Raw genomic sequence first — 14,803 nt, 5'->3', positions numbered from 1 at the left:
CGCGGAGGGGCCGCCACGCGAGATCGCGGCCCGCCCGGGCATGACCGACGGCCGAGGATGCACTAGAGTTATCTCGACATCGAGATAACTGCTGACGGCGCACTGCGGCCGCCCCCTCGGTAAGGGTTACCTAACTTAGCCTTACCTTAGCGGATCGGCGAGATGCCGTGGCGGCAGCATGACGGTAGTACGCGCACATTGATGAAGGAGACTGTCGTGTCGGCGAACAGCTTCGACGCCCGCAGCACGCTGCGCGTGGGCGACGAGTCGTACGAGATCTTCAAGCTGGACAAGGTCGAGGGCTCCGCGCGCCTCCCTTACAGCCTGAAGGTCCTCCTGGAGAACCTGCTCCGCACCGAGGACGGCGCGAACATCACCGCCGACCACATCCGGGCGCTCGGCGGCTGGGACTCCCAGGCCCAGCCGAGCCAGGAGATCCAGTTCACGCCGGCGCGCGTGATCATGCAGGACTTCACCGGTGTCCCCTGCGTCGTCGACCTCGCCACCATGCGCGAGGCCGTCGCGGCGCTCGGCGGCGACCCGGCGAAGATCAACCCGCTCTCCCCGGCCGAGATGGTCATCGACCACTCCGTCATCGCGGACAAGTTCGGCACCAACGACGCCTTCGCGCAGAACGTCGAGCTGGAGTACGGCCGCAACAAGGAGCGCTACCAGTTCCTGCGCTGGGGCCAGACCGCCTTCGACGACTTCAAGGTCGTCCCCCCGGGCACCGGCATCGTCCACCAGGTGAACATCGAGCACCTGGCCCGCACGGTCATGGTCCGCAACGGACAGGCGTACCCCGACACCCTCGTCGGCACCGACTCCCACACCACCATGGTCAACGGCCTCGGTGTGCTCGGCTGGGGCGTCGGCGGCATCGAGGCCGAGGCCGCCATGCTCGGCCAGCCGGTCTCCATGCTGATCCCGCGCGTCGTCGGCTTCAAGCTGACCGGCGAGCTGCCCACCGGCACCACCGCCACCGACCTGGTGCTCACCATCACCGAGATGCTGCGCAAGCACGGCGTCGTCGGCAAGTTCGTCGAGTTCTACGGCGAGGGCGTCGCCGCCACCTCGCTCGCGAACCGCGCCACCATCGGCAACATGTCGCCGGAGTTCGGCTCCACCGCCGCGGTCTTCCCGATCGACGACGAGACCCTGAACTACCTCAAGCTCACCGGCCGCTCCGAGCAGCAGGTCGCGCTCGTCGAGGCGTACGCCAAGGAGCAGGGCCTCTGGCTGGACCCGAAGGCCGAGCCCGACTTCTCCGAGAAGCTGGAGCTCGACCTCTCCACGGTCGTCCCGTCGATCGCCGGCCCGAAGCGCCCGCAGGACCGCATCATCCTCGCGAACGCCGCCGAGCAGTTCGCCCAGGACGTGCGCAACTACGTCGACTCGGTCGACGAGGCGGGCCAGGAGTCCTTCCCGGCCTCCGACGCCCCGGCCGTCTCCAGCACGGTCCCGTCGAACCCGGTCGAGGTGACCGCCCCCGACGGCACGACCTACACCCTCGACCACGGTGCGGTGACGGTCGCGGCCATCACCTCCTGCACCAACACGTCGAACCCGTACGTCATGGTCGCCGCCGCGCTCGTCGCGAAGAAGGCCGTGGAGAAGGGCCTGACCCGCAAGCCGTGGGTCAAGACCACCCTCGCCCCGGGCTCGAAGGTCGTCACCGACTACTTCGACAAGGCGGGCCTCACCCCGTACCTCGACAAGGTCGGCTTCAACCTCGTCGGCTACGGCTGCACCACCTGCATCGGCAACTCCGGCCCGCTGCCGGAGGAGGTCTCCAAGGCGGTCAACGAGCACGACCTGGCCGTGACCTCGGTCCTCTCGGGCAACCGCAACTTCGAGGGCCGCATCAACCCCGACGTCAAGATGAACTACCTGGCCTCCCCGCCGCTGGTCGTCGCGTACGCCATCGCGGGCTCCATGAAGGTGGACATCACCAAGGACGCGCTGGGCACCGACACCGAGGGCAACCCGGTCTTCCTCAAGGACATCTGGCCCTCCGAGGCCGAGGTGAACGACGTCGTCGCCAACGCGATCGGCGAGGACATGTTCGCCAAGTCCTACCAGGACGTCTTCGCCGGCGACGCCCAGTGGCAGTCGCTGTCGATCCCGACCGGCAACACCTTCGAGTGGGACGCCGAGTCGACCTACGTCCGCAAGCCCCCGTACTTCGAGGGCATGACGATGGAGACCACCCCGGTCACCGACATCACGGGCGCCCGCGTGCTCGCGAAGCTCGGCGACTCGGTCACCACCGACCACATCTCCCCGGCCGGCGCCATCAAGGCCGACACCCCGGCCGGCAAGTACCTCACCGAGCACGGTGTGGAGCGTCGTGACTTCAACTCCTACGGCTCGCGCCGTGGCAACCACGAGGTCATGATCCGCGGCACCTTCGCCAACATCCGCCTGCGCAACCAGATCGCGCCGGGCACCGAGGGCGGCTTCACGCGTGACTTCACGCAGGAGGGCGGCCCGGTCTCCTTCATCTACGACGCCTCGCAGAACTACCAGGCCGCCGGCACCCCGCTGGTCATCCTGGGCGGCAAGGAGTACGGCTCCGGCTCGTCCCGCGACTGGGCCGCCAAGGGCACCGCGCTCCTCGGCGTCAAGGCCGTCATCACCGAGTCGTACGAGCGCATCCACCGCTCGAACCTCATCGGCATGGGCGTCCTCCCGCTCCAGTTCCCGGCCGGCCAGTCGGCCGACTCGCTGGGCCTGACCGGTGAGGAGACCTTCTCCATCGCCGGCATCACCGAGCTGAACGAGGGCACCACCCCCAGCACGGTGAAGGTCACCACCGACACCGGTGTCGAGTTCGACGCGGTCGTCCGCATCGACACCCCCGGCGAGGCGGACTACTACCGCAACGGCGGCATCATGCAGTACGTGCTGCGCAACCTGATCCGCGGCTAAGGGTCGGGCGGCAAGCGGGAAGGGCCCCGCTCCTCGTGACGAGGAGCGGGGCCCTTCCGTGTCTCCGGAGAGATCAGAACAGCTCGCGGAAGCCGTTCCAGCCGGCGGTGCCGATCTTCACGCGGCCGGTGTACGGGGTCGTGGAGCTGCCACGGCCCTTGTACAGCCACAGGGCGCCGTCGCGGTCGCGGGCGACGAGGTCGGCCTTGCCGTCGAAGGTCAGGTCGCCCGAGGAGACGATGGCGTTGTAGGTGTTCCAGCCGCTGCCGATGCGGGTGCGCGTGGCGAACGGGGCCCGGTAGTTGCCGGTGCCCTTGTAGAGCCACAGGACGCCGTTGCGGTCGCGGGCGACGACGTCGGGGCGGCCGTCGCCGGAGACGTCGCCCTTTCCGGCGATCTGGGTGTACTGGTTCCAGCCGGAGCCGACGCGGTAGCGCGTGGTCAGGGAGCCGTTGCCGTTGCCCAGGTAGTGCCACAGGACGCCGTAGCTGTCCCGGGCGAGGATGTCGTCGGCCACGCCACCGCCGGTGCTGGCGGCGGAGAAGACCTCGTTGTAGATGCCCCAGCCGCCGCCGATGAAGCGCGGCGAGCCGCCGAACGGGGTGTAGGTCAGGTCGCCGCTGTTGACGGTGTACATACCGTTCGCGGAGCCGTTGCCGTCCATGTCGGCCTGCGTGAAGTGCTTGTCGTAGTTCCAGCCCGAGCCGGACTGGGTGTTGAGGCGCTGGATGGCCCCCCCGCCGACCGGCTCGTAGCGCCAGATGACGCCCGCGCTGTTGACACCGTGCAGGTAGTTCACCGGAGCGGCGGCGGCGGCCGAGAAGGCGCTCGCGTCGGAGTTCTGCTCGACGCCGGCGACGGTGCGCTTCGGCGCGTCGGCCGCGACGGCCGCCGTCGTCGTGCCGACCAGGGCCGCGGTCACCGCCGCGACCGTGACACGGGCGAGCACACCCGTGTTGTTCAGGCCAGAAATCTTGGCCACGTGATCTCCAGATCAGAATGGATGACAGGACGGTACGGAACGCCACCGAACTCGGCCCGGTCCGGCGGGATTTCCCCCGTTTCCGCCCACCCGGCGGCGAGTCCGTACATGACAGGAAGACGGCACCGGTGCCCACGCGGTTCCGCCGTGTCCGAACTTCTTTCCGGCCCGTCCCTTTCGCCGGATTCCGCATGGACCATTCAGCTTGTGAAGGCGTGCCGGAAGGGTGTGATCCGGTCAGCGCGGGCAGTCTTCCGGGGCGGACTCCCCGGTAATCCCCGAGGTCTCAACTCGGGAAAGATGCCTGACGAATGCTGCTTTCGATCTTGCTCCTGCCGAGGGAAGTGGACTATACCTGTCGGCGTCCAGCCCGTCGGATCTTCCGGCGCCGGCCCGACGCCTGCACGACCCAGCTTCAAATGACCGCGGTGGCGGGGCCCTTCGCTTGTCGGCGAGACGAAGTACGGGCGACCGGTACACCGCCTGAGTCCTGAATGAAGGCGAGGACTTGAGCATGGGATCCACCTCCGCCCAGTCGAACAACGGGGGCCTCGGCCGTCGCGATCTGATCAAGCGTTCCGCCGCTGTCGGTCTGGTCTCCGTTCCGGCCATGGGTTTCCTCTCCGCCTGCGCGAGCGGCGGCGGCGAGAGCAACGACAAGGTCGAGAAGGGCGTCAAGTCCGACAAGAACCCGCTCGGGGTCAACGAGTCCGCTCCGCTCGACTTCGTCCTGTTCGACGGCGGTTTCGGCCAGCAGTACGCCAAGGACGCGATCAAGGTCTACGAGACCAACTACCCCAAGGCGAAGGTCAAGTTCACCCCCACCCAGAAGATCACCACCGAGCTCCAGCCGCGCTTCAACGGCGGCAACCCGCCGGACCTCATCGACAACTCCGGCGCCGAGCAGATGGACATGGGCGTCCTCGTCGGCCAGAAGCAGCTCGCGGACCTCACCCCGCTCCTCGACGCGCCCTCGATCGACGACCCGAGCAAGAAGGTCCGCGACACCCTGCGGCCCGGCATCGTCGAGATGGGCCAGTTCGACGGCGAGCCGTGCTGGATCCTCAACTACGCCTACACCGTCTACGGCGTCTGGTACTCGCAGAAGCTCCTCGACTCGCTCGACGCCGAGTACCCCGAGACCTGGGACCAGATGCTGGCCGTCTGCGAGAAGGCCAAGAAGAAGAACATCGCCGGCTGGACGTACGCGGGCAAGCACCCGTACTACCTGCCCTTCTCGCTCTACCCGATGATCGGCAAGGTCGGCGGCCGCGAGGTCCTCGACGCCATCGACAACCTGGAGCCGAAGGCCTGGGAGCACCCCGCCGTCAAGGCGTGTTTCGAGGCGTACTACGAGCTCTTCAAGAAGGGCTACATCCTCCAGGGCACCCCCGGCCTCGACCACATCCAGTCGCAGACCGCCTGGACCGAGGGCAAGGCGCTGTTCATCCCGAACGGTTCCTGGGTCGAGAACGAGGCCGCCAAGACCATGCCGGCCGACTTCGGCCTGGCGGTCTCCGCCCCCTCCGGCCTCGACGCCTCGGACAAGCTGCCCTTCGGCACCATCTGGGCGGCCGGCGGCGAGCCCTTCGTCGTCCCGGCGAAGGCGAAGAACGTCGAGGGCGCCATGGAGCAGCTGCGCATCATGCTCAGCGAGGCGTCCTCCAAGAACTTCACGGCCTCCGTGAAGTCCCTGAGCGCCCTCAACGGCGGCACCGACGGCATCGAGCTCTCCCCGGGCCTCAAGTCCGGTGTGGCGGCGCTGGAGAAGGCCGGCCAGAACGTGGTCAACCCGCGCCTCCAGGACTGGTACGTGGCCCTCCAGAAGGAGAAGATCGGCGTCGCCTGCATCGGCGAGATGATGGCGGGCCGCGCCACCCCGGCCGAGACGATCAAGAAGATCCAGAAGTACGCCGACGAGGCGGCCCAGGACTCCTCGATCAAGCACTACAAGCACCAGTGAGCTGTACCGGGGCCCCTTCCCGCCGACCGGGAGCGGGCCCCGGCCCTTCGGCGCGCCGTGCCGGCGGCGCGCCCTTCGCCGCAGATCGGGGTCGGTAGGAATGCAACACGGCAAGTACCGTTTCATCGTGGGGTTCCTGGCGGCCCCCCTGGCGCTGTACGCGCTCTTCGTCATCTGGCCGTTCATCCAGTCCATCTACTACTCGCTCACGGACTGGACGGGACTGAGTCCGGAATTCGGGTTCGTCGGCATCGACAACTACACCCGGCTGTTCCAGGACGAGATCTTCTGGAAGTCGCTCCAGCACAGCCTGACCTTCGCCGTGGTGCTTCCGCTGGTGACCGTCGGATTCGCGCTGTTCCTCGCCTTCATGCTGAATGTCGGCGGCCGGAGCCGTAAGGGAGCGGCGATCGCGGGCGTGCGCGGTTCCTCCTTCTACAAGATCGTCTACTTCTTTCCGCAGGTCCTGTCGATCGCGATCGTCGCACTGCTCTTCCAGTTCGCCTACAACCCGAACAGCGGGGCCATCAATTCGGTCCTCAAGGCGGTCGGCCTGGGCAGCGTCCAGCCGGACTGGCTGGGCGATCCCGATCTCGCCCTGATCTGCGTGATGGTGGTCCTCGTCTGGTCCACCGTCGGTTTCTTCGTCGTGCTCTTCTCGGCCGGCATGGCGTCCATTCCGCGGGACTTCTACGAGGCCGCGCTGCTGGACGGCGCCAGCCGCTTCACCACCTTCTTCAAGATCACCCTGCCGCTGCTCTGGGACACCGTGCAGTCCGGCTGGATCTACATGGGCATCCTCGCGCTCGGCGCGGAGTCCTTCGCGGTCGTGCAGATCATGACGGTCGGCCCCAACGGCGGCGGGCCCGACTACTCGACCATCGTCATGCCGCTGTACGTGTACCAGAAGGCGTTCCGGGACGGTCAGGCCGCCTACGCCACGACCATCGGCGTCGCCCTCCTGCTCGTCACGCTGGCCTTCGCCGCGGTCGTGATGAAGCTGGGCCGGCGCGAGCGGCTGGAGTTCTGATGAAGACCACCGACACCCCGCCCACCGGCGGCGCGACGATCCCCGCCCCCCGCGACGGCGCGGGCCCCGAGGCCCGCAAGGCCGCCGGCGCGCCCGGCAAGGAGAAGCGCTCCGAGGGCGCTGTCCTCAACGTCTTCTCGCACGGCGTCCTGATCATCTGGGCGGTCATGGTGGTGATGCCGCTGCTCTGGGCGGTCATGACCTCCTTCAAGACCGACAAGGCGATCTTCACCTCCCCGTGGTCGCTGCCGGACGCGCTGCACTTCGAGAACTGGGCCCGCGCCTGGACCGAGGCGCACATGAGCGAGTACTTCCTGAACACGCTGATCGTGGTCGGCGGCTCGCTGGTCGGCACCCTGCTCCTCGGCTCGATGGCGGCCTACGTGCTGGCCCGCTTCGAGTTCCCCGGGAACCGCTTCCTCTACTTCCTCTTCATCGGGGGGATGAGCTTCCCGATCATCCTGGCGCTGGTGCCGCTCTTCTACGTGATGCAGAACATGGCCCTGCTGAACACCCTGCACGGCCTGATCCTGGTCTACATCGCGTACTCGCTGCCCTTCACGGTCTTCTTCCTGACCGCCTTCTTCCGGACGCTGCCGAGCTCGGTGGCGGAGGCGGCCTGCATCGACGGCGCCTCGCACACCCGGACCTTCTTCCAGGTGATGCTGCCGATGGCCCGGCCGGGCCTGATCAGCGTCGGCATCTTCAACTTCCTCGGGCAGTGGAACCAGTACCTGCTGCCGACGGTGCTGAACACGAACCCGGAGAACAAGGTGCTCTCCCAGGGCCTCGTCCAGCTCGCGGTCAGCCAGGGCTACAAGGGCGACTGGTCCGGGCTCTTCGCCGGCCTGGTGATGGCGATGCTGCCGGTGCTCGCCGCGTACGTCGTCTTCCAGCGGCAGGTGGTGGCCGGCCTCACCGCCGGAGCCGTCAAGTAGGAGCGCTCCCACCGTTTCCGAGGGCCCCCGCACGCCTGGGCGTGCGGGGGCCCCGCACGTTCCGGGTCTTGACGGAAGCGAAGGCGAAAGCGTCCCCTTAGAGTTCACATGTTGGAGAAAACGGTGGGAGTGAGAGGGTCGATGGAGACTCCGGGGTCGCAGACGTCTCTGCACAGGGCCAATCTCGAACGGGTCGTCCGGGCGGTCCGGATGGCCGGTTCGCTGACCCAGGCGGAGATCGCCCGGTCGACGGGGCTGTCCGCCGCGACGGTGTCCAACATCGTGCGGGAGCTGAAGGACGGCGGAACCGTCGACGTCACCCCGACCTCCGCGGGCGGCCGGCGGGCCCGCAGCGTCTCCCTCTCCGGCGACGCCGGCATCGTGATCGGCGTCGACTTCGGCCACACCCACCTGCGGGTCGCGGTCGGCAACCTCGCCCACCAGGTGCTCGCCGAGGAGGCCGAGCCGCTGGACGTGGACGCCTCCGCCGCCGAGGGCTTCGACCGGGCGGAGCGGCTCGTCAGCCGGCTGATCGAGACCACCGGCATCGGCCGCGACAAGGTCATCGGCGTCGGCCTCGGCGTCCCCGGCCCCATCGACGTCTCCTCCGGGACACTCGGCTCCACCTCGATCCTGCCGGGCTGGAGCGGCATCAACCCCGCCGAGGAGCTCTCCGCCCGGCTCGGGGTCCCCGTCCACGTCGACAACGACGCCAACCTGGGCGCCCTCGGCGAGCTGGTGTGGGGGAGTGGCCGGGGCGTCCGGGACCTCGCGTACATCAAGGTCGCCAGCGGCGTCGGGGCCGGCCTCGTGATCGACGGGCGGGTCTACCGCGGGCCCGGCGGCACGGCCGGCGAGATCGGGCACATCACCCTCGACGAGTCGGGGCCGGTCTGCCGCTGCGGGAACCGCGGCTGCCTGGAGACCTTCACCGCCGCCCGGTACGTGCTGCCGCTGCTCTGGCCGAGCCACGGCCCCGACCTCACCCTGGAGCGGGTGGTGCAGCTGGCCCGCGAGGGAGACCCGGGCTGCCGGCGGGTCGTCGCCGACGTGGGCCGCCACATCGGCAGCGGCGTCGCCAACCTTTGCAATCTCTTGAACCCGAGCCGGGTCGTCCTCGGCGGCGACCTCGCCGAGGCCGGCGAGCTGGTGCTCTCCCCGATCCGGGACTCGGTCGGCCGGTACGCCATCCCGAGCGCCGCCCGCCAGCTCTCCCTGGTGCAGGGGGCCCTGGGCGGCCGGGCCGAGGTGCTGGGCGCCCTGGCCCTGGTGCTGAGCGAGATGGGCGATTCGACCCTGTTGGGGAGTTCTCTCCCGGTGGCCGCTCCGGCCTCCGCTCCCGCCTTCACTTAGAAAACAATAACCACCGTTGTCATCTCGTTAAGTTTTCACTTCTTGACGACGGTGTTGCGGCCGAGTTGACTTCGTGACACCTCGGCCGCACCGTCGCGGCCTCGTCAGGGAGGCAACCCCACATGAACGCAATGACTCGTCGCGTCGTCATAGGCTCGGCCGCGGTCTCGATGGCCCTCGCGCTCTCCGCCTGCGGCCAGGCCGGCGGCGGCGACAGCGAGGAGAAGGGAAGCTCGACCAAGATCGGCCTGCTCCTCCCGGAGAACAAGACCGCGCGGTACGAGTCGCTCGACAAGCCGCAGTTCGAGAAGGCCGTCAAGGCCGCCTGCGGCGACTGCGAGGTCGTGTACAACAACGCCGTCGCCGACGTCGTCAAGCAGAAGCAGCAGTTCGACCAGCTCATCGCCGACGGCGTGAAGGTCGTCGCCCTCGACCCGGTCGACTCCGCCAAGGCCGCCGGCTGGGTCAAGGAGGCGCAGGGCAAGGGCGTCAAGGTCGTCGCGTACGACCGCGCGATCGAGGGCGCCGACGCCTACGTCAGCCACGACAACAACAAGGTCGGCGAGCTCCAGGGCCAGGCCCTCCTCGCCGCCCTCGGCGACAAGGCCGCCACCGCCCAGATCGTCATGATCAACGGTGACGAGAAGGACCCGAACGCCGGTCTCTTCAAGAAGGGCGCCCACACCGCCCTCGACGGCAAGGTCGGCAAGGTCGCCTACGAGGCGTCCGGCGAGTGGGACCCGAAGGTCGCGGGCGAGAAGATGGCCGCCGCCATCTCCTCCGTCGGCAAGGACAAGATCGGCGCCGTCTACTCCGCCAACGACGGCATGGCGGGCGGCATCATCACCTCCCTGGAGAACGCCGGCATCAAGGGCATCCCGGTCGGCGGCCAGGACGCCGAGGTCGCGGGCATCCAGCGCATCGTCGCCGGCACCCAGACCTTCACCATCTACAAGTCGCCGCTCCAGCTGGCCCCCGAGGCCGCCAAGTTCGCGGTCAACCTGCTCCAGGGCAAGGACCTCGGCGCCCAGGGCGAGACCGACGGCGTGAAGTCCACCCTCTTCGCCCCGGTGGTCGTCGACAAGACCAACATCCAGTCCACGGTCGTCAAGGACGGCATCTACGCCGCCGCCGACATCTGCTCCGCGGACCTCGCCGCCAAGTGCGCCGAGCTGGGCATCAAGTAAGCCCCCCGGGGCCCGGACTCCCGGGCCCCGCACCCCTCCTGCCGGGCCGTCAGACCCGGCAGGACGCGGCGCCCGCCCCCGAGGCGCGGCCCCGCCCCAGACCCGTCCGGCCCCGGCCGACCCCAACCCCGCTGTCGCCGGGGCCGGACGCGCACAGCCCCCCTCGAACTCGGCGCCGCACGGCGCGACATGCCGCCGCCCTCCACCGCGGGCGGCGAAGGAGTTGGTTCACGTGTCCCAGACGCCTGTCCTGGCGTTGCGCGGGATCTTCAAGCGATTCGGAGCGGTCCAGGTCCTCTCCGGTGTCGACCTCGAAGTCCACGCGGGCGAAGTCGTCGCCCTGGTCGGCGACAACGGCGCCGGAAAGTCCACCCTGGTCAAGACGATCGCCGGCGTCCACCCGATCGACGAGGGCGTCATCGAGTGGGAGGGCCGCCCCGTCTCGGTCTCCCGCCCGCAGGACTCCCAGCACCTCGGCGTGGCCACCGTCTACCAGGACCTCGCCCTCTGCGACAACCTCGACGTCGTCGCCAACCTCTTCCTCGGGCGCGAGCTCAAGAAGGGCGGCGTCCTCGACGAGGTCGCCATGGAGAAGCGGGCCAAGGACCTCCTGTCCACGCTCTCCATCCGCATCCCCAGCGTCCGCATCCCCGTCGCCGCCCTCTCCGGCGGCCAGCGGCAGGTCGTGGCCATCGCCCGCGCCCTGGTCGGCGACCCGAAGATCGTGATCCTGGACGAGCCCACCGCCGCCCTCGGCGTCGAGCAGACCGCCCAGGTCCTCGACCTGGTCGAGCGGCTCCGCGAGCAGGGCCTCGGCGTCATCCTCATCAGCCACAACATGGCCGACGTGAAGGCCGTCGCCGACACCGTCGCCGTGCTCCGCCTCGGCCGCAACAACGGCACCTTCCCGGTCGCCACCACCACGCACGAAGAGATCATCGCCGCGATCACCGGCGCCACGGACAACGCCGTGACCCGCCGCAAGGCCCGCACCGCGGAGGCAGCCCAGTGAGCACGACCCCGAAGGCCGACGAGAAGGCCCAGGTCCCCGAGCCCCGCACCCCCGAAGCCGCCGCGGTCCCCGCCGTCGACCCCCGCCTCCTCGTCCGCGAGCGGGGAATCAAGGGCTACGCCGACGAGTTCAAGCGCAAGATCCGCTCCGGCGAGATCGGCTCCCTGCCCGTCGTCGTCGGCCTGATCGTCATCGGCGTCGTCTTCCAGGCGCTGACCGGCAACTTCATCACCTCGTACAACCTCGACCAGATCACGCTGTACGCGGCCGGCCCCGGCATCATGGCCGTCGGCATCGTCTTCGTGCTGCTGCTCGGCGAGATCGACCTCGCCGTCGGCTCCGTCGCGGGCCTCGCCGGATCCGTCTGGGGCGTCCTCGCCACCGACATGCCGGACTCCCTCGCGATCCTCCTCGGCATCCTCTCCGGCACCCTCCTCGGCGCCTTCCACGGCCTGGTCTTCGCCAAGATCGGCGTCCCCGCCTTCGTCGTCACCCTCGCCGGCTTCCTCGGCTGGGCCGGCCTCCAGACCTGGGTGATGGGCGAGAAGTCGACCATCCCGACGCCCATCGGCAGCTTCGTCGGCGACCTCACCAAGTACTACTTCTCCGACGTCGCCGCCGCCTACGGCCTCGCCGTCGTGGTCGTCGCCGCCTTCTACCTCGCCCAGCTGCGCGACTCCTCCCGCCGCAGGGCCGCCGAGCTGCCGCACCGCCCGCAGAGCGAGATCCTGCTGCGCACCGGCCTCCTCGCGGTCCTCGTCCTCGTCGCCGCGTACGGCTTCAACCAGGAGAAGGGCCTGCCGCTCTCCCTGGTGATCTTCCTGGTGATCCTGCTGGTCACCGACTTCGTGCTGCGCCGCACCACCTACGGCCGGCAGGTCTTCGCGGTCGGCGGCGGCATCGAGGCGGCCCGCCGGGCCGGCATCAACGTCGCCTGGATCCGGATCTCGGTCTTCATGATCTCCGGCACCCTGGGCGCCGTCGGCGGCCTCTTCCTCGCCTCCGCCACCGGCGGCGCCGACCGCTCCCTCGGCGGCGGCAACCAGCTGATGATGTGCATCGCCGCCGCGGTCATCGGCGGCACGTCCCTCTTCGGCGGCCGCGGCAAGGTCTGGTCGGCGCTCCTGGGCATCCTGGTGCTCCAGTCGATCGTCCAGGGCCTCAACCAGCTCAACCTGGAGTCCAACGCCATCCAGTACATGATCACCGGCGCGGTGCTCCTCATCGCCGTGATCATCGACTCCGTCTCCCGCAAGACCCAGAAGTCCGCGGGACGCGCCTGACCCCCGTCCCCGACGGGGGCGTGAGGCACGCGCCACATTCGCCCGGCACCGGGAAACCGGTGCCGGGCACCGTCGCGTCCGGAGCAGTGTGTACCCCGTGAGGGTGACGCCGCTCAGGGCGGCCCGATGCCCACGATCCAAGACGGAACATTAGACTCGGCAAAATCGGCAAGCTCGACCAGCTCAGAACGCAAGGAGGCACGGGTGGCCCTGCTGACCCGTATCAGGACACCGCGCGACCTGGACCGGCTCTCCCCGGAACAGCTGGACCAGCTGGCCGCGGAGGTCCGGACCTTCCTCGTCGACGCCGTTTCCAAGACCGGCGGCCACCTCGGCCCCAACCTGGGCGTGGTCGAACTGACCATCGCCCTGCACCGCGTCTTCGACTCCCCGAAGGACAAGGTCCTCTTCGACACCGGCCACCAGAGCTACGTCCACAAGCTGCTCACGGGCCGCCAGGACTTCTCGAAGCTCAAGATGAAGGGCGGCCTGTCCGGCTACCCCTCGCAGGCCGAGTCCGAGCACGACGTCATCGAGAACTCGCACGCCTCGACCGTCCTCGGCTGGGCCGACGGACTCGCCAAGGCGAACCAGATCCTGAAGAAGGACGACCACGTCGTCGCCGTCATCGGCGACGGGGCCCTCACCGGCGGCATGGCCTGGGAGGCGCTCAACAACATCGCCGCCGCCAAGGACCGCCCGCTCGTCATCGTCGTCAACGACAACGAGCGCTCCTACGCGCCCACCATCGGCGGCCTCGCCAACCACCTGGCGACCCTGCGCACCACCGACGGCTACGAGCGCTTCCTCGCCCGCGGCAAGGACATCCTGGAGCGCACCCCGGTCGTCGGGAAGCCGCTCTACGAGACCCTGCACGGGGCCAAGAAGGGCCTCAAGGACTTCATCGCCCCCCAGGGCATGTTCGAGGACCTCGGCCTGAAGTACGTCGGCCCCATCGACGGCCACGACATCGAGGCCCTGGAGTCCGCACTCACCCGCGCCAAGCGCTTCGGCGGCCCCGTCATCGTCCACTGCCTCACCGAGAAGGGCCGCGGCTACCAGCCCGCCCTCCAGGACGAGGCGGACCGCTTCCACGCCGTCGGCAAGATCCACCCCGACACCGGCCTCCCGATCGCCACCTCCGGCGCCGACTGGACCAGCGTCTTCGGCGAGGAGATGGTCGCGCTCGGCAAGGAGCGCGAGGACATCGTGGCGATCACCGCCGCCATGCTCCAGCCGGTCGGCCTGGACAAGTTCGCCAAGGAGTTCCCGGAGCGCGTCTTCGACGTCGGCATCGCCGAGCAGCACGGCGCGGTCTCCGCGGCCGGCCTCGCCACCGGTGGCCTCCACCCGGTCTTCGCGGTCTACGCCACCTTCCTCAACCGCGCCTTCGACCAGGTCCTCATGGACGTGGCCCTGCACAGGTGCGGCGTCACCTTCGTCCTGGACCGGGCCGGCGTCACCGGCACCGACGGCGCCTCCCACAACGGCATGTGGGACATGTCGATCCTCCAGGTGGTGCCCGGCCTCCGGCTCGCCGCCCCGCGCGACGCCGACCAGGTCCGCGCCCAGCTCCGCGAGGCCGTCGAGGTCACCGACGCCCCCACCGTGGTCCGCTTCTCCAAGGGCGCGGTCGGCCCCGCCGTCCCCGCCGTGGGCCGGGTCGGCGGCATGGACGTGCTCCGCGAGGCCGGCAGCGAGCGGCCGGACGTCCTCCTGGTCTCGGTCGGCGCGCTCGCCCCGATGTGTCTGGAGATCGCCGACCTCCTCGACAAGCAGGGCATCTCCACCACCGTCGTCGACCCCCGCTGGGTCAAGCCGGTCGACGAGGCCCTCGCCCCGCTCGCGGCCGACCACCGGGTCGTCGTCACCGTCGAGGACAACAGCCGCGTCGGCGGCGTCGGCTCGGCCGTCGCCCAGGCGCTGCGCGACGCCGGCGTCGACGTGCCGCTGCGGGACTTCGGCATCCCGCCGGTCTTCCTCGACCACGCCTCGCGCGCCGAGGTCCTGGCCGAGATCGGCCTGACCGCCCCGGACGTCGCGCGCCAGGTCACCGGCCTGGTCTCGCGCCTGGACGGCCGCTTCGAGACGGCCCGCCGGACCGTGGAGCCCGCCCGCGACTGA

General features: G+C 69.4%; 10 protein-coding genes. 9 read left to right on the top strand and 1 reads right to left on the bottom strand.

Going from position 1 to position 14,803, the window contains the following annotated elements; all coding sequences use genetic code 11:
• The first annotated feature begins 216 nt into the window (after nucleotides 1–216).
• On the top strand, nucleotides 217–2,931 hold the full coding sequence (gene acnA, locus IE326_RS02675) for an aconitate hydratase AcnA (RefSeq protein ID WP_150235873.1): 2,715 nt from the start codon (nucleotides 217–219) through the stop codon (nucleotides 2,929–2,931).
• 73 nt (nucleotides 2,932–3,004) lie between these two features.
• Here acnA and IE326_RS02670 read toward each other — a convergent pair whose 3' ends face one another.
• Entirely contained in the window at nucleotides 3,005–3,913 is a 909-nt protein-coding gene (locus IE326_RS02670) for an FG-GAP repeat domain-containing protein (protein WP_190040716.1), read from the bottom strand.
• A 514-nt stretch (nucleotides 3,914–4,427) separates the two neighbouring features.
• Between IE326_RS02670 and ngcE the strand changes: the two genes are divergently transcribed.
• The 8 genes from ngcE to dxs all read left to right on the top strand — a co-directional run bounded on the left by ngcE (nucleotide 4,428) and on the right by dxs (nucleotide 14,803).
• Nucleotides 4,428–5,876 (top strand): N-acetylglucosamine/diacetylchitobiose ABC transporter substrate-binding protein, encoded by a 1,449-nt coding sequence (ngcE, locus tag IE326_RS02665; RefSeq protein WP_190040715.1) that lies wholly within the window; start codon nucleotides 4,428–4,430, stop codon nucleotides 5,874–5,876.
• 100 nt (nucleotides 5,877–5,976) lie between these two features.
• Nucleotides 5,977–6,906 carry a carbohydrate ABC transporter permease gene (locus IE326_RS02660; RefSeq protein ID WP_150235867.1) on the top strand — a complete coding sequence of 310 codons (930 nt, stop codon included), beginning with the start codon at nucleotides 5,977–5,979 and terminating at the stop codon, nucleotides 6,904–6,906.
• The gene (locus tag IE326_RS02655; protein WP_150235865.1) at nucleotides 6,906–7,844 is read left to right on the top strand and encodes a carbohydrate ABC transporter permease; all 939 of its coding nucleotides are present in this window, start codon (nucleotides 6,906–6,908) and stop codon (nucleotides 7,842–7,844) included. The genes IE326_RS02660 and IE326_RS02655 overlap by 1 nt, the downstream gene beginning before the upstream one ends.
• Before the next feature lie 141 nt (nucleotides 7,845–7,985).
• Nucleotides 7,986–9,197, top strand: coding sequence for an ROK family transcriptional regulator (locus IE326_RS02650; RefSeq protein WP_150235863.1), 1,212 nt, complete (start codon nucleotides 7,986–7,988; stop codon nucleotides 9,195–9,197).
• 122 nt (nucleotides 9,198–9,319) lie between these two features.
• Complete coding sequence (locus IE326_RS02645; protein WP_190040714.1) at nucleotides 9,320–10,384, top strand: sugar ABC transporter substrate-binding protein; 1,065 nt, start codon at nucleotides 9,320–9,322, stop codon at nucleotides 10,382–10,384.
• A 232-nt stretch (nucleotides 10,385–10,616) separates the two neighbouring features.
• Complete coding sequence (locus IE326_RS02640) at nucleotides 10,617–11,396, top strand: ATP-binding cassette domain-containing protein (RefSeq protein WP_030758559.1); 780 nt, start codon at nucleotides 10,617–10,619, stop codon at nucleotides 11,394–11,396.
• Nucleotides 11,393–12,679, top strand: a complete 1,287-nt coding sequence (locus tag IE326_RS02635; protein WP_150235861.1) for a sugar ABC transporter permease — start codon at nucleotides 11,393–11,395, stop codon at nucleotides 12,677–12,679. Before IE326_RS02640 ends, IE326_RS02635 begins: the two co-directional genes overlap by 4 nt.
• Nucleotides 12,680–12,883: 204 nt before the next feature.
• Nucleotides 12,884–14,803, top strand: a complete 1,920-nt coding sequence (gene dxs, locus IE326_RS02630; RefSeq protein WP_150235859.1) for a 1-deoxy-D-xylulose-5-phosphate synthase — start codon at nucleotides 12,884–12,886, stop codon at nucleotides 14,801–14,803.

Source organism: Streptomyces filamentosus (assembly GCF_014654895.1).
GTDB classification, from domain to species: domain Bacteria; phylum Actinomycetota; class Actinomycetes; order Streptomycetales; family Streptomycetaceae; genus Streptomyces; species Streptomyces filamentosus.
This window is presented reverse-complemented; position numbering and strand designations above follow the sequence as displayed.